Source organism: Streptomyces sp. NPDC060049 (genome assembly GCF_042736715.1).
Lineage (GTDB): Bacteria > Actinomycetota > Actinomycetes > Streptomycetales > Streptomycetaceae > Streptomyces.
Genome location: NZ_JBHWVV010000011.1, coordinates 207,924 through 225,907, shown reverse-complemented (window position 1 = coordinate 225,907; position 17,984 = coordinate 207,924). Strand labels below are relative to the sequence as shown.

General features: G+C 72.2%; 15 protein-coding genes and 2 pseudogenes. 13 read left to right on the top strand and 4 right to left on the bottom strand.

Features of this window, described 5'->3' with window-relative positions:
- Positions 1 to 21 precede the first annotated feature (21 nt).
- The 5 genes from ACFWBY_RS22340 (at position 22) to ACFWBY_RS22320 (ending at position 6,264) form a co-directional block, all read left to right on the top strand.
- Positions 22 to 885, top strand: a complete 864-nt coding sequence (locus ACFWBY_RS22340) for a hypothetical protein (RefSeq protein WP_385340739.1) — start codon at positions 22 to 24, stop codon at positions 883 to 885.
- 121 nt (positions 886 to 1,006) lie between these two features.
- Entirely contained in the window at positions 1,007 to 3,493 is a 2,487-nt protein-coding gene (locus ACFWBY_RS22335; protein WP_385340741.1) for a Tex family protein, read from the top strand.
- A 241-nt stretch (positions 3,494 to 3,734) separates the two neighbouring features.
- Positions 3,735 to 4,298: a hypothetical protein gene (locus ACFWBY_RS22330; protein WP_385340743.1), complete on the top strand. Its 564-nt coding sequence runs from the start codon at positions 3,735 to 3,737 to the stop codon at positions 4,296 to 4,298.
- Positions 4,288 to 5,469 (top strand): MAB_1171c family putative transporter, encoded by a 1,182-nt coding sequence (locus ACFWBY_RS22325; protein WP_385340745.1) that lies wholly within the window; start codon positions 4,288 to 4,290, stop codon positions 5,467 to 5,469. Before ACFWBY_RS22330 ends, ACFWBY_RS22325 begins: the two co-directional genes overlap by 11 nt.
- Before the next feature lie 21 nt (positions 5,470 to 5,490).
- Positions 5,491 to 6,264: an SDR family NAD(P)-dependent oxidoreductase gene (locus ACFWBY_RS22320; protein WP_385340746.1), complete on the top strand. Its 774-nt coding sequence runs from the start codon at positions 5,491 to 5,493 to the stop codon at positions 6,262 to 6,264.
- Positions 6,265 to 6,309: 45 nt separating this feature from the next.
- Here the strand turns inward: ACFWBY_RS22320 and ACFWBY_RS22315 are convergent, their stop codons facing one another.
- The gene (locus tag ACFWBY_RS22315; RefSeq protein ID WP_385340748.1) at positions 6,310 to 7,947 is read right to left on the bottom strand and encodes an ABC-F family ATP-binding cassette domain-containing protein; all 1,638 of its coding nucleotides are present in this window, start codon (positions 7,945 to 7,947) and stop codon (positions 6,310 to 6,312) included.
- Positions 7,948 to 8,083: 136 nt separating this feature from the next.
- On the opposite strand from ACFWBY_RS22315, the gene ACFWBY_RS22310 reads away from it, so the two are divergent.
- Positions 8,084 to 9,061: a GlxA family transcriptional regulator gene (locus tag ACFWBY_RS22310; protein WP_385340750.1), complete on the top strand. Its 978-nt coding sequence runs from the start codon at positions 8,084 to 8,086 to the stop codon at positions 9,059 to 9,061.
- A 112-nt stretch (positions 9,062 to 9,173) separates the two neighbouring features.
- Positions 9,174 to 9,812: a DJ-1/PfpI family protein gene (locus ACFWBY_RS22305; RefSeq protein WP_385340752.1), complete on the top strand. Its 639-nt coding sequence runs from the start codon at positions 9,174 to 9,176 to the stop codon at positions 9,810 to 9,812.
- Here ACFWBY_RS22305 and ACFWBY_RS22300 read toward each other — a convergent pair.
- Entirely contained in the window at positions 9,787 to 10,539 is a 753-nt protein-coding gene (locus ACFWBY_RS22300) for an enoyl-CoA hydratase/isomerase family protein (RefSeq protein ID WP_385340754.1), read from the bottom strand. The two genes, ACFWBY_RS22305 and ACFWBY_RS22300, sit on opposite strands and share 26 nt — an antisense overlap.
- Positions 10,540 to 10,570: 31 nt before the next feature.
- Here ACFWBY_RS22300 and ACFWBY_RS22295 point away from each other — a divergent pair.
- Positions 10,571 to 10,960 (top strand): annotated as a pseudogene (locus ACFWBY_RS22295) (HdeD family acid-resistance protein); the annotation flags it as partial.
- 142 nt (positions 10,961 to 11,102) lie between these two features.
- Complete coding sequence (locus tag ACFWBY_RS22290) at positions 11,103 to 11,621, top strand: ATP-binding protein (protein WP_385340783.1); 519 nt, start codon at positions 11,103 to 11,105, stop codon at positions 11,619 to 11,621.
- Positions 11,622 to 11,681: 60 nt separating this feature from the next.
- Here the strand turns inward: ACFWBY_RS22290 and idi are convergent, their stop codons facing one another.
- On the bottom strand, positions 11,682 to 12,281 hold the full coding sequence (gene idi / locus ACFWBY_RS22285) for an isopentenyl-diphosphate Delta-isomerase (protein ID WP_385340756.1): 600 nt from the start codon (positions 12,279 to 12,281) through the stop codon (positions 11,682 to 11,684).
- A 183-nt stretch (positions 12,282 to 12,464) separates the two neighbouring features.
- Positions 12,465 to 13,181 (bottom strand): annotated as a pseudogene (locus ACFWBY_RS22280) (class I SAM-dependent methyltransferase); the annotation flags it as partial.
- A 436-nt stretch (positions 13,182 to 13,617) separates the two neighbouring features.
- On the opposite strand from ACFWBY_RS22280, the gene ACFWBY_RS22275 reads away from it, so the two are divergent.
- From ACFWBY_RS22275 to ACFWBY_RS22260, 4 genes are read left to right on the top strand one after another with little or no spacing between them, the layout of a single operon-like run.
- Positions 13,618 to 15,414 carry a DUF5941 domain-containing protein gene (locus tag ACFWBY_RS22275; RefSeq protein ID WP_385340785.1) on the top strand — a complete coding sequence of 599 codons (1,797 nt, stop codon included), beginning with the start codon at positions 13,618 to 13,620 and terminating at the stop codon, positions 15,412 to 15,414.
- Positions 15,411 to 16,163, top strand: coding sequence for a sugar phosphate nucleotidyltransferase (locus ACFWBY_RS22270; RefSeq protein WP_385340758.1), 753 nt, complete (start codon positions 15,411 to 15,413; stop codon positions 16,161 to 16,163). Before ACFWBY_RS22275 ends, ACFWBY_RS22270 begins: the two co-directional genes overlap by 4 nt.
- The gene (locus ACFWBY_RS22265; RefSeq protein ID WP_385340760.1) at positions 16,151 to 17,212 is read left to right on the top strand and encodes an iron-containing alcohol dehydrogenase family protein; all 1,062 of its coding nucleotides are present in this window, start codon (positions 16,151 to 16,153) and stop codon (positions 17,210 to 17,212) included. Before ACFWBY_RS22270 ends, ACFWBY_RS22265 begins: the two co-directional genes overlap by 13 nt.
- Positions 17,190 to 17,969, top strand: coding sequence for a CDP-alcohol phosphatidyltransferase family protein (locus ACFWBY_RS22260; protein WP_385340762.1), 780 nt, complete (start codon positions 17,190 to 17,192; stop codon positions 17,967 to 17,969). Before ACFWBY_RS22265 ends, ACFWBY_RS22260 begins: the two co-directional genes overlap by 23 nt.
- Positions 17,970 to 17,984: the final 15 nt, after the last annotated feature.

Here is a 17,984-nt window from a genome sequence, read left to right as displayed (position 1 = left end):
AGCAGTCGGTAGTCTCCCGGCATGACCATTCCCGCGCGCGCCGCCCGCCACTGCTGGCACGCGGCGATCAACCCGCTGCACGCCACCGTCTACTTCTCGCCCGACCTCCGAAAGGAGTTCGCAGCCCTCGGGATCACCGATCCCCACGCTGTCAACCTCGCCTCCCGGGCCGCCGCCATGGGCGCCGTCGGCGCGGGCACCGTGACCGCCACCTTCTACAACTACCGCCACGACCTCGTCGCCCGGCACCTGCCCGCCGTCTGGGACACCGCCACCCCCCAGCAGGTCCTCGACGCCAGACTGCGGGCCGCCGACTCCACGCTGCGCCGGCTCCTCGGTGCCGAGGCCGTGGCGTCCCCCGAGATGGCCGAGGCCGCCGAACTGGCCATGCGCGCCACCGAGGGCTGCACCCGGCACGCCCGCACTCTCTACTCCGCCCACGCGGACCTCCCCGTACCCGAGGAGCCGCACCTCAAGCTCTGGCACGCCACCACCCTCCTGCGCGAGCACCGCGGCGACGGCCACCTCGTCGCCCTGCTCACCGTCGGCCTGGACCCCGTCGAGGCCCTGCTCAGCCACACGGCCACCGGCCGGGGCATGACCCCGAAGTACCTCAAGATCATCCGCGGCTGGGACCAGTCCGATCTCGACGCGGCGGCCGACCGGCTGCGGACCCGCGGCATCCTCGACGCCGAGGGCGTGCTCACCGCCGGGGGAGCGGAGCTGCGCGAAGAGCTGGAAGCGGAGACCGACCGCCTGGACGCCGCGCCGTACGAGCACCTCGGCGCGGCCGGACTCGCCCGGCTCGCCAAGCTCGGCGGCGGTTTCGCCATGACGACCTTCGGCGCCGGAGCCTTCCCCGCGGACCTCGTGGGCACGGCCTGAGACGCGGGGCGGACACGGCTCCCGGCGTCCGCCGCCGCCACCTGCCACAATTGGCAGCCTTCAGACGCAGCACGCCGCACGCGGCATCACGTACACGTACGAAGGCAGGCGGGACCGCACAGTGACGATGTCCATCGAAGGCAGGATCGCCGAGGAACTCGGCGTACGGGAGCGGCAGGTCAAGTCCGCCGTCGAGCTGCTCGACGGCGGCTCCACCGTGCCGTTCATCGCTCGCTACCGCAAGGAAGCGACCGAGATGCTCGACGACGCCCAGCTGCGCACCCTGGAGGAGCGGCTGCGCTACCTGCGCGAGCTGGAGGACCGGCGCGCGTCGATCCTCGACTCCGTCCGGGAGCAGGGCAAGCTCGACGCCGAGCTGGAGGCCCGCATCAACGCGGCCGACACCAAGGCCCGGCTGGAGGACATCTACCTCCCCTTCAAGACCAAGCGCCGCACCAAGGCGCAGATCGCCCGCGAGGCCGGCCTGGCGCCGCTCGCCGAAGGCCTGCTGGCCGACCCCTCGGTGGAACCGGCCGTCCGGGCGGCCGCCTTCGTGGACGCCGACAAGGGCGTCGCCGACCCGGCCGCCGCCCTGGAAGGCGCCCGCGCCATCCTCACCGAGAAGTTCGCCGAGGACGCCGACCTCATCGGTGAACTGCGCGAACGCATGTGGGGCCGCGGCCGGCTCGCCGCGAAGGTCCGCGAGGGCAAGGAGGAGGCGGGGGCCAAGTTCGCCGACTACTTCGACTTCACCGAGCCGTTCACCGCGCTCCCCTCGCACCGCGTGCTCGCCATGCTGCGCGGCGAGAAGGAGGACGTGCTCGACCTCACCCTGGAACCCGAGGAGCCGAGCGACACGCCCGGACCCTCGACGTACGAGGGCATGGTGGCCCGCCGCTTCGGGATCAAGGCTCCGGGCGAACACGGCCGCCCCGGCGACAAGTGGCTCGCCGACACCGTCCGCTGGGCCTGGCGCACGAAGATCCAAGTGCACCTCGGCATCGACCTGCGGACGCGGCTGCGCCAGGCCGCCGAGGACGAGGCCGTACGGGTCTTCGCCTCGAACCTGCGCGACCTGCTGCTCGCGGCGCCCGCCGGCACCCGCGCGACGCTCGGCCTGGACCCGGGTTTCCGCACCGGGGTGAAGGTCGCCGTCGTGGACGCCACCGGCAAGGTGGTCGCCACCGAGGTGATCTACCCGCACGTGCCCGCCAACAAGTGGGACGAGGCGCTCGCCAAGCTGGCCCGGCTCGCCGCGGAGCACGCGGTCGAGCTCGTCGCCATCGGCAACGGCACCGCTTCCCGGGAGACCGACAAGCTCGCCGGGGACCTCATCACCCGTCACCCCGAGCTGAAGCTCACCAAGGTGATGGTCTCGGAGGCCGGCGCCTCCGTGTACTCGGCGTCCGCCTTCGCCTCGCAGGAACTCCCCGACATGGACGTGTCGTTGCGCGGCGCCGTCTCCATCGCCCGGCGCCTGCAGGACCCGCTCGCGGAACTGGTCAAGATCGACCCGAAGTCGATCGGGGTCGGCCAGTACCAGCACGACCTGTCCGAGGTGAAGCTCTCGCGTTCGCTCGACGCGGTCGTCGAGGACTGTGTGAACGGCGTCGGCGTCGACGTCAACACCGCGTCCGCACCGCTGCTTTCGCGCGTGTCGGGCATCAGCGGAGGACTCGCCGAGAACATCGTCGCGCACCGCGACGCCAACGGTCCCTTCCGCAACCGCAAGGGCCTCAAGGACGTGGCCCGGCTCGGACCGAAGGCGTACGAGCAGTGCGCGGGCTTCCTGCGGATCCGCGGCGGGGACGACCCGCTGGACTCCTCCAGCGTGCACCCCGAGGCGTATCCCGTGGTCCGCTCCATGGGCAAGACGGCGGGCAGCGAGGTGGCGGCCCTGATCGGCAACACCGGCGTACTGCGCTCGCTGCGGCCGGAGCAGTTCGTCACCGACTCCTTCGGCCTGCCGACGGTCACCGACATCCTGCGCGAGCTGGAGAAGCCGGGCCGCGACCCGCGTCCCGCCTTCAAGACGGCGACCTTCAAGGAGGGCGTCGAGAAGATCGGCGACCTGGCTCCGGGGATGATCCTGGAGGGCGTGGTCACCAATGTGGCGGCCTTCGGCGCCTTCATCGACATCGGCGTCCACCAGGACGGCCTGGCCCATGTCTCGGCGCTGTCGAAGACCTTCGTCAAGGACCCCAGGGACGTGGTCAAGCCGGGCGACATCGTCCGCGTGAAAGTCATGGACGTGGACATCGCGCGCAAGAGGATCTCGCTGACGCTGCGGCTGGACGACGAAGCGGAGCGCGGCGGCGGCGCCACGCCGCAGCAGCGCGAGGAGCGGGGCGAGCGCGGCGAGCGGCGCGGTGGCGGCCGGCCGCCGCAGCAGCGAGGGGCGTCGGGCGGTCAGGGCGGTCAGGGCGGTCAAAGCGGCCAGGGTCAGCGCGGCCAGGGCGGCGGCCAGGGTCAGCGCAGCCAGGGCGGCGGCCAGCGCCAAGGCGGCCAGGGGGGCACGGCTCCGGCCCCCGCCAACAGTGCGATGGCCGACGCCCTGCGCCGTGCCGGGCTCACCGCTCCCGACGAGCGGGGCGGGCGCAAGCGCTGACGGTTCGTGGCAGCGAGTGACGGGTTGGCCGAATAGGCACGTCACATGGGGACCTGCCTTGCCAACCCCCTGACAAGATCTGTAGGCATGGTGGAACGCCCGTTCGTCTTTCGGCGAGCGGGCGTTCGTGTTTCCCGCTCGGGACCGCACTCCCGAGTTCGCCTCTGAGGCAAAGGACGTCATGCCCCTGCCCCCGCACGCCTATCGACGTTGCCCGAGAAAGGGTCCGAAGAGGGAACACATGCGCCACCCGCAACTCAGCCTGCGTAAACGCTGCGAGGCGATTCTCGGCCGTCTTGAGCTGACGCACCCGTTCTCGCTCGACGCGCTGTGCGATCGGATAGCCGAGCAGAGGGGCCGTCCCATCCGGCTTCACCCGCTGCCCAAGGAAGCGGCCGAATCCGGGGTGTGCGGACTGTGGGTCGGCACCGCCAGCGTCGACTACGTCTTCTACGAGGCGCAGACCACTGCCCTGCACAGGGAGCACATCGTGCTCCACGAGATCGGCCACATCCTCTTCGGGCACCACTCGCTGGACCCCGAAGACACCGGGGACACCGAACGGGCCGGGGGGAGCACGGGGGCCGCCGAGGACGGGCAGATCCCCACGGTCCTCGGGCGCACGAACTACACCACCCGCCAGGAGCAGGAGGCGGAGATGCTCGCCAGCATGATCCGCACCCGCACGACGACGCCCGGCGCGCACCGCGCCCACGGCTCCGGCGACCGGGACACCCTCGCCCGGCTGGAGTCCGCGATGGGCTACGAGCGGCGCGGACGGGGGCTGGGCCGCCATGGCTTCTGACCTCATGGCCCTCGGCGACGCGCTCGCCGTCCCCAGCGTCGTGTGCCTCTGGGTGGCCGTCCTGCTCCGTGCCCCGGGCGCCCTGCGCTCCCCGCACCAGCGGGGCCTGTGGCTCGCCGTCGCCACCGCGGCCGCCGCGATGACCCTGAACCTGCCCGATGTCGTCGCGTACGCCATGGGACGCGACCCGGGCTACGCGCACACCATCGGGCTGGTCCGCAACCTCATCGGCGTCCTGTCGGCGGGCGCCGTCCTCTACTTCGTGGCCTCCGCCACCCGGGGCCGCAGGCTCCAGATCGCCTCCGGCGCCGGCACCCTGATCTGGCTGGCCACCCTCGTCGTGGCGGACACGGCCGCGCCGGACCACGGCACGCACACCATCCCGCCGGCGGGCGATCCCGTCCCCTCCCTCTTCTACTGGCTGGTGCTGATCTCCGCGCACCTCCTCGCCAACACCATCTGCGTGTCCGTCTGCTGGCGCTACGGCCGGCGCACCGAGAGCCGTGGACTGGCCGCAGGGCTGCGGCTGTTCGGCCTCGGCACCGCACTCGCCGGGGTGTTCTGGTTCGTGTACCTGCTGAAGGCGCTCTTCGGCGCCACGTGGGCGATGCCCGCCAACCCGCTGCTGATGAACACGCACGGGCTGCTGCGCGCCGCCGCGATCCTGGTCCCGACGCTGTTCACCTTCCGCACCACCGCCGCCGACATCGCCACCGCCTGGCGGCTCTGGCCGCTCTGGCGCGACCTGGTCCACGCCGTTCCGCACGTCGCCCTCAACAAGCCGCGCGCCGCCCGCGTGCTGGAGCTGCTGTGGCCGCCGGTCCCGCGCAACCTGCTCGTCTACCGCAAGGTCATCGAGACCCGCGACGCCATCTTGATCCTGGGGGGGTACGTCGCCCCGGGCGTTCCGGAGCTCGCCCGCGGCCACGTCACCGTGAGCGGGGTCCCCGAGCCGCGGCACACCGCGGCCGCGCTGGCCTGCGTACTGAAGGAGGCGCGCCGGGCGAAGCTGGCAGGGATCCCGCAACAGCGGGGGGAAGCCGACGCGTTGGAGCTTCCCGCGGCCATCCAGATCTCGGCGGACAGGGGAGACCTGGAGGGCGAGGCACGCTTCCTCGTGGACGTCGCCCGGGCCTACGGCTCACCGGCCACCACCGCTTTCACCCCGTAACCGCCAGGAAGTGAACGTCTCTTGACCACCGTACTGATCACAGGGGCCAGCGCCGGACTCGGCGCGGCCTTCGCCCGCGGCTTCGCCGCCAAGGGCTGCGACCTCGTCCTCGTCGCCCGTGACAAGGGCCGCCTGGAGGAGGTCGCCGAGGAGCTCGCCCGCACCTTCGGCGCCGTCTGCCAGGTGTTGCCCGCCGACCTGCTCGATGCCGACGGCCTCGGGGCCGTCGCCGAGCGGCTCGCCGACCCGGCCCGGCCCGTCGACATCCTGGTCAACAACGCCGGCTTCGGTCTCCCCGCGCCCTTCCCCTACAACCCGGTCGAGGACGAGGAGCGGATGCTCGACCTGCTGGTCAAGGTCCCGCTCCGGCTCACGCACGCGGTGCTGCCGGGCCTGCGCGAGCGCCGCCGGGGCGCGGTGCTCAACGTCTCCTCGGTCGCCGGACTGCTCCCGACCGGCACCTACGGGGCCGCGAAGGCCTGGGTCACGGCCTTCAGCGAGTCGCTGCGCGTGGACATGGAGCCGTACGGGGTCCGCGTGCTGGCGGTGGTGCCCGGGTTCACCCGCACCGAGTTCCAGGAGCGGGCCGGGATGGACGTCAGCGGCCTGCGCGACGCGGTGTGGCTGGAGCCGGACGACGTGGTGGCCCGGGCCCTGAAGGACCTGGCCCGGCGCCGCCCCGTGAGCATCACCGGCCGGCGCTACCAGGTGTACGCCCTCGCCGCCCGCCACCTCCCACGCGCTTTCGTGGCCCGCAAGATGGCCCGCGAGCGCCGCCCCCCTGCAGGCGTCTAGTGCTGTGACGCGAGCCCGCCCGAGCGGGCTTGCGGGCGCCACGCGTCAGAGCTCGGTGACCTTGCCGTCCGAGACCGCCAGGCGGCGGGTCACGTGGACCGCGTCGAGCATCCGGCGGTCGTGCGTGACGAGCAGCAAGGTGCCCTCGTAGGCCTCCAGGGCGGACTCCAGCTGCTCGATCGCCGGCAGGTCCAGGTGGTTCGTCGGCTCGTCCAGCACCAGCAGGTTCACTCCGCGCCCCTGGAGCAGGGCCAGGGCGGCCCGCGTGCGCTCGCCGGGGGAAAGGGTCGCCGCCGGGCGGGTCACGTGCGCGGCCTTCAGACCGAACTTGGCCAGCAGGGTACGGACTTCGGCCGGCTCGGTGTCGGGAACCGCCGTGCAGAAGGCCTCCAGCAGCGGCTCGTCACCGAGGAACAGGCCGCGGGCCTGGTCGACTTCGCCGACCAGTACGCCCGACCCGAGGGTCGCGGAGCCGGAGTCCGGTGCCAGGCGGCCCAGGAGCACGGCCAGCAGGGTCGACTTGCCGGCCCCGTTGGCGCCGGTGATCGCGACCCGGTCCGCCCAGTCGATCTGCAGGCTCGCCGGTCCGAAGGCGAAGTCCCCGCGCCGGACGGCCGCTTCGCGCAGGGTGGCGACCACGGACCCGGAGCGCGGAGCCGCCGCGATCTCCATGCGCAGCTCCCACTCCTTGCGCGGCTCGTCGACGACGTCCAGACGCTCGATCGCACGCTGCGTCTGACGGGCCTTGGAGGCCTGCTTCTCGCTCGCCTCGCTGCGGAACTTCTTGCCGATCTTGTCGTTGTCGGTGGCCTTGCGCCGGGCGTTCTTGACGCCCTTGTCCATCCAGCCGCGCTGCATCGCGGCCCGGCCCTCCAGCGCGGAGCGCTTGTCGGCGTACTCGTCGAACTCCTCGCGGGCGTGGGTGCGGGCCCGCTCGCGCTCCTCCAGGTACGCGTCGTATCCGCCGCCGTAGAGGTTGATCTGCTGCTGGGCGAGGTCGAGTTCGAGGACCTTGGTCACGGTGCGGGTGAGGAACTCGCGGTCGTGGCTGATGACGACCGTGCCGGCGCGCAGCCCCTTCACGAACTGCTCGAGGCGCTCCAGACCGTCGAGGTCGAGGTCGTTGGTCGGCTCGTCGAGCAGGAAGACGTCGTACCGGGACAGGAGCAGCGAGGCCAGTCCGGCACGGGCGGCCTGGCCGCCGGACAGCGCGGCCATCGGCAGATCGAGGCCCACCGCCAGCCCGAGGTCGTCCGCGACCTCCTGGGCCCGCTCGTCGAGGTCGGCGCCACCCAGGTTCAGCCACCGGTCGAGGGCGTCGGCGTACGCGTCGTCGGCGCCGGGCGTGCCGTCCACGAGGCCCTGGGTCGCCGCGTCCAGCTCGGCCTGCGCGGCGGCGACACCGGTCCTGCGGGCCAGGAACGCGCGGATCGACTCGCCCGGGCGCCGCTCCGGCTCCTGCGGAAGGTGCCCGACGGCCGCGCCGGGCGGGGACAGCCGCAGCTCGCCCGTCTCGGGGGCGTCCAGCCCGGCGAGCATCCGCAGCAGGGTCGACTTCCCGGCGCCGTTGACGCCGACGAGGCCGATGACGTCGCCGGGCGCGACGACGAGGTCGAGATCGGCGAAGAGCGTGCGCTCACCGTGCGCGGCGGTGAGTTTCTTGGCGACGAGGGTTGCAGTCATGATCTGCCGATCCTATCGGTGGCCCCGCCCTCCGGTCTCCGGTCGGCCTCTCCGCGGCAGCGGGGGACGCGCGCTGTCCGGATAGGTGGGATGTACGTCATTGCGGCCATGGGGGGCGGTGTCACAGGATGAGGTCATGTCGTTGCCAAACGTGCTCGTCGTCCTCTACGACGGGGTGCAGAGCCTGGACGTCACCGGGCCGGTGGAGGTGTTCGCCGGCGCCGACCGTCACCCCGGCCCGGCCCGGTACGTCATCCGGACCGTCTCCCCGGGCGGCGCCCCGGTCCGCACGAGCAGCGGGCTGACGCTCACGCCGGACGGCGACCTGGAAAGCGAGCGCCCGGGCGCCGGAACCACGCTGCTCGTACCCGGCGGCCGGTACACGGGCGACTTCGAGCCCCGGCTCACCGACTGGCTGCGCGCGTACGGGGGGCGCGCGGAGCGGCTGGTGTCGGTGTGCACCGGCGGGCTGCTGCTGGCCGAGGCCGGTCTCCTGGACGGCCGGCGGGCCACGACCCACTGGTACGTGTGCGAGCGGATGGCCCGCGACTACCCCGCCGTCATCGTCGAACCGGATCCGATCTACGTCCGGGACGGGCCGGTGGCCACCTCGGCCGGGGTGACGGCCGGCATCGACCTGGCCCTGGCTCTGGTCGAGGAGGACCACGGGCGGGAGCTCGCCCTGTCGATCGCCCGGCACCTGGTGGTCTTCTTGCGGCGCCCCGGGAACCAAGCGCAGTTCAGCGCGCAGCTGGCGGCGCAGACGGCGGTCCGGGAGCCGCTGCGGGACGTGCAGCACTGGATCACGGAGCATCCGGGGGCGGACCTGAGCGTGGAGGCGCTCGCGGAACGTGCGGCCCTGTCGCCCCGGCACTTCGCGCGTGCCTTCCAGGCGGAGACGGGGGTGACGCCGGGGCGGTACGTCGAACGGGTCAGGGTGGAGCACGCGCGGAGGCTGCTGGAAGAGGGCGGCGAGGGCGTCGCCCAGATCTCCCGGGCCTGCGGCTACGGCACGCCCGAAGCCCTCCGCCGTGCCTTCGTGAAGACCTTGGGCCAGCCGCCGGCCGAGTACCGCCGCCGGTTCGGCATACCCCGAGACGGCCTGAACCGGTAGCGGCCCCCGATGAGGGGCTCGTTACCGCGAATACAGCTCGAACAGGCCGGCGCCCCGAAGGCGGGGCGCCGGCCTGCACCCCGACAGTCCCGTCAACAGCTCCGGAGGAGCCATGCAGATCGCCGTACTGCTCTACGACCGGTTCACCGCCCTCGACGCCATCGGGCCCTTCGACACCCTGGGCCGTCTCCAGGGCGCCGAGACCGTCTTCGTCTCCGAGCGGCCCGGACCCGTACGCACCGACAACGGATCGCTCGCCCTCGTCGCCGACAAGGGGCTCGGCGAGGTGACGCGGCCCGACATCGTCATCGTGCCCGGCGGCCCGCACCCCGACGTGCAGATGGCGAACCCGGTCGTCCTCGACTGGCTGCGGGCCGTCGACGCCACCACCACTTGGACCACGTCCGTCTGCACCGGTTCGCTGCTGCTCGCCGCCGCCGGCCTGCTCGACGGGCGGCGGGCCGCCGGCCACTGGCTGTACCTGGACCAGCTGCCCGCGTTCGGGGCCGACCCCACCGGGGAGCGGGTGGTCTTCGACGGGAAGTACGTGACCGCCGCCGGGGTCTCCTCGGGGATCGACATGGGGCTCACGCTCCTCGGCCGCATCGCGGGGGACGAGTACGCGCAGACCGTGCAGCTGATGACCGAGTACGATCCGCAGCCGCCCTACGACGCGGGTTCCCCGGAGAAGGCGCCCGCCGACATCGTCGCGCGGCTGCGCGCGTTCAACCCGTTGGAGGGGTCCAGGTGAAGACGGGCGGCCGACGCCCCAGGAACGCGGCGACACCTTCCGTGACGTCGCCGCTTGCGGCGGCCTGCGCCGCCCAGTAGGCGTCCCGGTCGGTGCGGCCGTTCGCGAACTCCTTCGCCGCGGCCTGGGTGAGCTGTGAGCGCGAGGCCAGGATCCGGGTGAACTCCGCCACCCGCTTGTCCAGTTGGCCGGCCGGCAGCAGCTCGTCCAGGAAACCGGTCCGCAGCGCCCGGTCCGCGTCGATCAACTCCGCGGAGAAGAGGAGGTACTTGGCGGTTGCCGGGCCGACCAGTGCCGCGAGCCGCCGCGTCGAGGAGGCCGGGTACACGATGCCAAGCTTCGCGGGCGTCACGCCGAAGGAGGCGCCCTCCTGTGCGAAGCGCAGGTCGCAGGCGGCCGCCAGCTGGCTGCCGCCGCCCACGCAGAAGCCGCGGATCGCGGCGAGCGTGGGCTTGGGGAACGCGGCCAGGGCCTCCTCGGCCGCCACGGCCAGGGCCTGCGGGTCGTCGTCACCGGTCAGGGAGGAGATGTCGGCTCCCGCGCAGAAGGTCTCGCCGGCGCCCGTGAGGACGAGCACCCTTACGGCGGGGTCGGCCGCGAGCCCTGCCAGCAGCCCGGGCAGGCCGCGCCACATCGCCGCCGTCATGGCGTTGCGCTTGGCGGGGTGCGAGATCACGACGGTGGCGACCCCGTCGGCGACGGAGGGGAGGAGGGCTGCTGCGTCCATGCGCCGGATGCTATCCCGGACGGTCAAACCTATGATCAAAAGACCGGGACCCGGCAGGTCGGTGGACCGGCTGTTCGCCGCGCTGCTGTTCCTCACCAGCGGGGTGTTCCGGCTGGCCGGGGCCGTCGTGGTGCGCGGCGCGCACTTCGGGCTGACCCTCGTCCAGGGGGCCTTCGGCATCCTGCTGGGCCTCCTGATCCTCGCCGACCGGCCCGGCAGCAGTCTGTACGTGATCGGATCCTTCTTCTCCCTCGCGCTGCTGTTCGACGGTCTGAGTCCGATCGCCCTGGGCGTGGGAGCGCGCCGCATCCTGGGGTTGGTCAGCGACGACGACGAGCCGAGGGCTCCCGAGGGGGTGCCGGACGCGGCAGCCGGGGCGGGCGGGACCACGGGGAAGCGATCGTCAGAAGATCAGGAGTAGTCGAACAACTGACTCTGTCATACGCCAGTGGTCAGAAAGTGTCCGATTGACGCTGACTTCTGGTCAGTGGTCCGGCCCGGTGCGCTCAGGTCCCCACTCTTGACGCGTGGAGACGATCGAGCGTGAAGACGGGGGCCGGGAAATGGATGTCAGCGGGAACGTCCCGCCAGCCAAGGGGGGTGGGCCGGAGGTCGCGGCTGCCCCCCTCGCATATGAGGGAGTGTGGCGTTTCACAGCTCCTGCCGTAGAAGAATCCGTTCCCCAGGCCCGCCGGGCGGTCCGTGACCTGCTCGGCCGCCAGGAGGTCCCGGCCGACCGGGACCTCGTGTACTCCCTGCTGCTGATCGTCTCCGAACTCGTGACGAATTCGGTCCGGCACGCGGCCCTGCTCTCGCCGGAGGTCGCGGTCGAGGTCGCGATCGGCCGGGAGTGGGTACGGGTGGCGGTCGAGGACAACCACCCGTACCGGCCCAAGGCCCTTGAGGCCGACTTCGGCCAGACCGGCGGCCGCGGGCTGCTCCTCGTCAGGGAGATCACCCTGGAGGCCGGCGGGGTCTGCGACGTGGAGCACACCTCGACGGGCGGGAAGGTGATCTGGGCCGCCCTGCCCCTCACCACGCCGTCCGCGGCGCCGGCCGCCACTCCGACCTCGGCGGTCTGACACGCCGTACGGCGACACGGGCACGGCACGGCGCACGGCGACACCGGCCTGCCACCGGGCCTACCAGCCCGCGGCGTCACCCGTCAGTTCGCGGATCGCGGGGCGCGCCGCGTCCAGCACCGTCATGAACCAGGCCGAGAACGGCACCTCGGCGTGCCGCTTGGCCAGCTCCTCGGCGGTGACGAAAGCGGTGTCCGCGATCTCCTCCGGGTCGGGCCGCACCGTCGACTGCGCGAGTCCCACGAACAGGTGGTTGTACTCCTGCTCCACCAGACCCGACGCGGGGTCCGGGTGGTTGTAGCGCACCGTCCCCGCCTCGGCGAGCAGTGTGGGCGACAGCCCCAGCTCCTCGTGGGTCCGCCGGGCCGCCGCCGCGAAGGGCGACTCCCCGGGATAGGGGTGACCGCAGCACGTGTTCGACCAGACGCCGGGGGAGTGGTACTTCCCGAGGGCGCGCTGCTGGAGCAGCATGCGGCCCTGCTCGTCGAAGAGGAACACGGAGAACGCGCGGTGCAGCAGACCGGGGGCCTGGTGGGCGGAGAGCTTCTCCGCCGTGCCGATGGTGCTGCCGGACTCGTCGACCAGTTCGAGCATGATCGGTTCTTGAGTACCGGTGCCGGTGGACGCGCTGTTCTCGGCGGTGGCTGGTGTGGTCGGCATACCCATCCTTCGCTTCGGACTTCGACCTTCAGTCTGCCGTACAAAAGCGGATACCCCTGACTTCGGTGATCCGCGCATGTCCGCCCCCCGCCACGTGATAGGCGGCGGGGGGCGGAGGAGATTCAGCCCACAGGGCTACGCGTCGGATTCCGAACGGGACACCGTCGCGTCGCCGGCCGTGACCGGGCGCAGGACGTAGGCCGTATAGCCGTACTCGTGCCCGTACCGCTCCCGTACGCCGAGCTCCTCGCGTACGAAGTCCAGCGCGGCCGCGGCCTGCGGCCCGGCCGGCTCCGGTGCCGCGGCGACCCGCTCGCCGAGGGGACCGTAATACGCGTCCCAGTCGGAGTCGGGCTGGCGGTGGACGGCGAGCACCCGGTACCCGGCGGCCCGGACTGTGGCCAGGTTGCGGGCGGTGGAACGCAGCGCGTAGTGCGGGTCCCAGAAGGCGCGGGCCCCGGCGGAGGGCTCCTCGACGGTCCATTCGCACTCGCTGAGCACGAGGGTGCCGCCGGGTGCGAGGAGCCGCCTCCACCGCTGGAGCGCGGTGGCGAAGCCGATGGTGTAGGCGGAGCCCTCGGCCCACAGGAGGTCGAAGGACCCGTCCGGACAGGGGAGGTCGGCCATGTCCGCGTTCACCGTGCGGATCCGGTCGGCGAGCCCGCGGGCCGCGGCGGCGGCGCGCAGCTCGTCGAGGAAGCCCTCGTGCAGGTCGACGGCCGTGACGTCGGCGCCCCGGGCGCCGGCCTCGGCGGCGAGCAGCAGTGCGCTGGGCCCCGGACCGCAGCCCAGATCGAGGACGCGCGGCCGCTCGGGCAGCGGTCCGCACAGGGACAGCAGGTGACGGGTGGTGGCCTCGGATCCGGGGGACTGCCGGGGCAGACCCCGGTGCAGCTCCATGAAGGACTCGAAGAACGTGGTGTTACCGGTGGTGTCGGTCAACGTGAACCCTTGGACGGGGGCTCCGGCCGACGGGCCGCGAAGATCAGGCCCGGCCGGATGCCCGGAAGGAAGGAGAGGGGATGTACCGGAGTGCGTCGCTGCCCTTGGCCGCGACCCCTGCGACGGTCATCAACCCACCTCTTCCTCTCTCGGTTCCGTAGGAGATGTACGGACGATGCTCGTACACCTCTGCGAGCAGCCTAGCATCGAGGTGGTTTGAGTCCCCCGGAATTGTCGTCGATGATGATCGCCACCGGGCGCTCGGCCCCGGAACATCCGGCTCGTCGGGGCGCAAACGGGTGGTGAACCCCTCCTTCCGTTCATCCGATAGCCTCTGCCGACGTGTCGCCGCCCCATGGCGCACGTCCCGTGTTCGTGCAAGGAGTGAGTTCGTCTGCCGACCGTCATCCTTACCGGCCTGCCGGTGCCCGGATCACCGCTCACCGACGAGCTGCGCTCCCTCGGCTTCGACGTCCGCCCCGCCGCCACCCCGCGCGACACCGCGGCCGCGCTGGCCCTCGTACCCGCCGACCAGCGGGTCGCCGTGGTGGACAGCGAGTTCGTGGGCCACGCGCACGCGCTGCGCCTCGCGCTGACCGACCCGCGGTTCGACGCGTGCGCGGTCACCGGAGCCCTCGCCGTCCAGCCGGGCGCCCGCGCCGCCCTGGACCGGGCCGCCGCACTGGACACCGCCGATCCCGCGGGGACCGGTCCGTACCCCGACCGCCTGGCCGCCGCCGTCGAGGCCGCCGGCACCACCGTCCAGCGCCCCGAGCTGGGCAGCCTCGTCGCGGCCGTCCCGCTGACCACCGCCGAGCGCGACGCGGCGTCCGCCGCCGTGGCCGCCGTCGACGACGAGGCCGTCCGGCTGCGCACCGCCGTGAAGTCCCGGGACGGGTTCTTCACCACCTTCTTCATCAGCCCGTACTCGCGCTACATCGCCCGCTGGTGCGCGCGCCGCGGCCTGACACCGAACCAGGTCACCACCGCCTCCCTGGTCACCGCGCTGATAGCGGCCGGCTGCGCCGCCACCGGCGACCGCTGGGGCTACGTCGCGGCCGGGGTGCTGCTCCTCTTCTCCTTCGTCCTGGACTGCACCGACGGGCAGCTCGCCCGCTACTCGCTCCAGTACTCGACGATGGGCGCCTGGCTCGACGCGACCTTCGACCGCGCCAAGGAGTACTCCTTCTACGCGGGCCTCGCGCTCGGCGCGGCGCGCGACGGCGACGACGTCTGGGCCCTCGCGCTCGGCGCGATGATCCTCATGACCTGCCGCCACGTCGTGGACTTCGCCTTCAACGAGGCCAACCACGACGCCACGGCGAATACGAGTCCCACGGCAGCCCTGTCCGACAAGCTGGACAGCGTCGGCTGGACGGTGTGGGTGCGGCGGATGATCATCCTCCCGATCGGCGAGCGCTGGGCCATGATCGCGGTGCTGACCGCCGTGACCACCCCCCGGATCGTCTTCTACGCGCTGCTCGTCGGCTGCGCCTTCGGCGCGCTCTACACCACCGCGGGCCGGATCCTGCGCTCGCTGACCCGCAAGGCCACGCGCACCGACCGGGCCGCCCAGGCGCTCGCGGACCTCACCGACTCGGGTCCCGTCGCCGAGCTGGTCAGCCGCGCACTGATCCGCGTCGGCGCCAAGTCGCCGGGTGCCCTCGGGCTCGCGGTGCTGGCCTCGGCGCAGCTCCTCTACGGCGCCTGGCAGCTGCCGTTCGGCAGCTGGACCTTCGTCGCCGCGGCCGGCCTCTACGCCTTCTTCGCCGGCGGCGCCGTCATGGCCCCCCTCAAGGGCGCCCTCGACTGGCTCGTGCCGCCCGTCTTCCGGGCCGCCGAATACACGACGGTCCTGATCCTCGCCGTCAAGGCGGACGTCCCCGGGGCCCTTCCGGCGGCATTCGGACTGGTCGCGGCGGTCGCCTACCATCACTACGACACGGTGTACCGCATCCGCGGTGGCACCGGCGCGCCCCCGCGCTGGCTGGTGCGGACGACCGGCGGGCACGAGGGCCGGGTGCTGCTGACCGCGGTCCTGGCCTCCGTCCTGGCCTCGCGCGCCGCAGACTTCCCCGTCGCGCTCACGGCCATGGCCGGGTTCGTGGCACTGGTGGTGCTCGTGGAGAGCATCCGCTTCTGGGTTTCCTCCGGGGCACCCGCCGTACATGACGAAGGAGAACCAGCATGATCGGCCTCGTCCTCGCTGCCGGTGCCGGACGCCGCCTGCGTCCCTACACCGACACCCTGCCCAAGGCCCTCGTGCCCGTCGGCCCCGAAGGCGACGAGGAGAGCATCACGGTCCTCGACCTGACGCTCGGCAACTTCGCCGAGGTCGGCCTCACCGAGGTCGCCGTCGTCGTCGGCTACCGCAAGGAAGCCGTCTACGAGCGCCGGGAGGCCCTGGAGGCCAAGTACGGCGTCAAGATCACGCTGATCGACAACGACAAGGCCGAGGAGTGGAACAACGCCTACTCCCTGTGGTGCGCGCGGGACGTCCTGGCCCAGGGTGTGATCCTCGCCAACGGCGACACCGTCCACCCCGTCTCCGTCGAGAAGACCCTGCTCGCCGCCCGCGGCAAGGGCCAGAAGATCATCCTCGCCCTCGACACGGTCAAGCACCTGGCCGACGAGGAGATGAAGGTCATCACGGACGGTGAGAACGGCGTCCGGCGGATCACCAAGCTGATGGACCCCGCCACCGCGACCGGCGAGTACATCGGCGTCACCCTCATCGAGCCCGAGGCGGCCGAGGCGCTCGCCGAGGCCCTGAAGACCACCTTCGAGCGCGACCCCGACCTCTACTACGAGGACGGCTACCAGCAGCTCGTCGATGACGGTTTCACCATCGACGTGGCCCCCATCGGCGACGTCAAGTGGGTCGAGATCGACAACCACGACGACCTCGCCAAGGGCCGGACGATCGCATGCCAGTACTGACACGGCTCATCCCCTCGCCCGTCGTCGTCGACATCAGCCGCGGGGCGATGGACGATCTGGCCGGCCTCCTGGCCGACCAGCGCGTCTCCACCTCGGGCAAGCTCGCGATCGCGATCAGCGGCGGGTCCGGCGCGGTGCTGCGCGCCAAGCTGGAGCCCGTACTGCCGCACGCCGACTGGTACCCCGTCGTCGACGGGACCATCGACTCCGCGGTCAAGCTCGCGGACGACATAAAGGGCCGCCGCTACGACGCCGTCGTGGGCCTGGGCGGCGGCAAGATCATCGACGTGGCGAAGTACGCCGCGGCGCGGGTCGGGCTGCCCATGGTGGCCGTCGCCACGAACCTCTCCCACGACGGCATCTGCTCGCCGGTGTCCATCCTGGACAACGACAACGGGCGGGGCTCCTACGGAGTCCCCATGCCGATCGCGATGGTCGTCGACCTCGACGTCATCAAGGAGGCCCCGGCGCGGTTCGTCCGGGCCGGCGTCGGCGACGCCATCTCCAACATCTCGGCCATCGCCGACTGGGAGCTCTCGCACCGCCTCAACGGCGAGTCCGTCGACGGCCTCGCCGCCGCCATGGCCCGCACCGCCGGCGAATCCGTGCTGCGCCACCCGGGCAACGTCGGCGACGACGAGTTCCTCACCGTGCTGTCCGAGGCGCTCGTCCTCTCCGGGATCGCCATGTCGATCAGCGGGGACACCCGCCCGTCGTCCGGCGCCTGCCACGAGATCAGCCACGCCTTCGACCTGCTGTACCCCGGGCGCTCCGCGCTCCACGGCGAGCAGGTCGGCCTCGGCGCGGCCTTCGCCATGCACCTGCGCGGCGCCGCCGAGCAGTCCGGGCTCTTCGTCGAGGTGCTGCGCCGGCACGGCCTGCCCGTCCTCCCCGAGGAGATCGGGTTCAGCGTCGAGGAGTTCGTCGCGGCCGTCGAGTACGCCCCCCAGACCCGTCCGGGACGCTTCACGATCCTGGAGCACCTCAACTTGTCCGCAGCCGAGATCAGGGACGCTTACGCCGACTATGCCAAGACCATCCGTAGCTGAACTCCGGCCCGTCGTTCACCCGGCGGGCGTCAAGGACCGGGTCAGCGGCGAGCACTGGGGCGGGCGCCTCTACATGCGCGAGATCTCCCTGCGCATCACCCGCCTCCTGGTCACCACCAAGGTCACGCCGAACCAGCTGACCTACGTGATGACCTTCGCCGGCGTCCTCGCCGCCCCGGCCCTGCTGGTGCCGGGCATCTGGGGCGCCGTCCTCGGCGTGGTCGCGGTCCAGCTGTACCTGCTCCTCGACTGCGTCGACGGAGAGGTCGCCCGCTGGAAGCAGCAGTTCTCGCTGTCCGGCGTCTACCTGGACCGCGTCGGCGCCTACCTGTGCGACGCGGCGGTGCTGGTCGGTTTCGGCCTGCGCGCCTCGGACCTGTGGGGCGGCGGGCGCGTCGACTGGCTGTGGGCCTTCCTGGGCACCCTGGCCGCGCTCGGCGCGATCCTGATCAAGGCCGAGACCGACCTGGTCGGCGTCGCCCGCCACCAGGCCGGCAAGCCCGTGGTCAAGGACGCGGCGGCCGAGCCGCGCTCCTCCGGCATGGCGTTCGCCCGCCGGGCCGCCGCCGCGCTCAAGTTCCACCGCCTGGTCCTCGGCATCGAGGCGTCGCTGCTCATCCTGGTGCTGGCCGTCCTGGACCAGATCCACGGCGACCTGTACTTCTCCCGGCTGGGTGTCGCCGTACTCGCGGGCATCGCGATGCTGCAGACCGTGCTGCACCTGGTGTCGGTCCTCGCGTCGAGCAGGCTGAAGTGAGCGCCCCGGTGCGCC

What these genes read in the sequence shown, in the direction of transcription:
- ACFWBY_RS22340 (WP_385340739.1), top strand. Translation starts at nt 22, where the DNA reads ATGACCATTCCCGCGCGCGCCGCCCGCCACTGCTGGCACGCGGCGATC.
- ACFWBY_RS22330 (WP_385340743.1), top strand. Translation starts at nt 3,735, where the DNA reads ATGCGCCACCCGCAACTCAGCCTGCGTAAACGCTGCGAGGCGATTCTC.
- ACFWBY_RS22325 (WP_385340745.1), top strand. Translation starts at nt 4,288, where the DNA reads ATGGCTTCTGACCTCATGGCCCTCGGCGACGCGCTCGCCGTCCCCAGC.
- ACFWBY_RS22315 (WP_385340748.1), bottom strand. Translation starts at nt 7,947, where the DNA reads ATGACTGCAACCCTCGTCGCCAAGAAACTCACCGCCGCGCACGGTGAG.
- ACFWBY_RS22310 (WP_385340750.1), top strand. Translation starts at nt 8,084, where the DNA reads ATGTCGTTGCCAAACGTGCTCGTCGTCCTCTACGACGGGGTGCAGAGC.
- ACFWBY_RS22305 (WP_385340752.1), top strand. Translation starts at nt 9,174, where the DNA reads ATGCAGATCGCCGTACTGCTCTACGACCGGTTCACCGCCCTCGACGCC.
- ACFWBY_RS22300 (WP_385340754.1), bottom strand. Translation starts at nt 10,539, where the DNA reads ATGGACGCAGCAGCCCTCCTCCCCTCCGTCGCCGACGGGGTCGCCACC.
- ACFWBY_RS22290 (WP_385340783.1), top strand. Translation starts at nt 11,103, where the DNA reads ATGGATGTCAGCGGGAACGTCCCGCCAGCCAAGGGGGGTGGGCCGGAG.
- idi (WP_385340756.1), bottom strand. Translation starts at nt 12,281, where the DNA reads ATGCCGACCACACCAGCCACCGCCGAGAACAGCGCGTCCACCGGCACC.
- ACFWBY_RS22270 (WP_385340758.1), top strand. Translation starts at nt 15,411, where the DNA reads ATGATCGGCCTCGTCCTCGCTGCCGGTGCCGGACGCCGCCTGCGTCCC.
- ACFWBY_RS22265 (WP_385340760.1), top strand. Translation starts at nt 16,151, where the DNA reads ATGCCAGTACTGACACGGCTCATCCCCTCGCCCGTCGTCGTCGACATC.
- ACFWBY_RS22260 (WP_385340762.1), top strand. Translation starts at nt 17,190, where the DNA reads ATGCCAAGACCATCCGTAGCTGAACTCCGGCCCGTCGTTCACCCGGCG.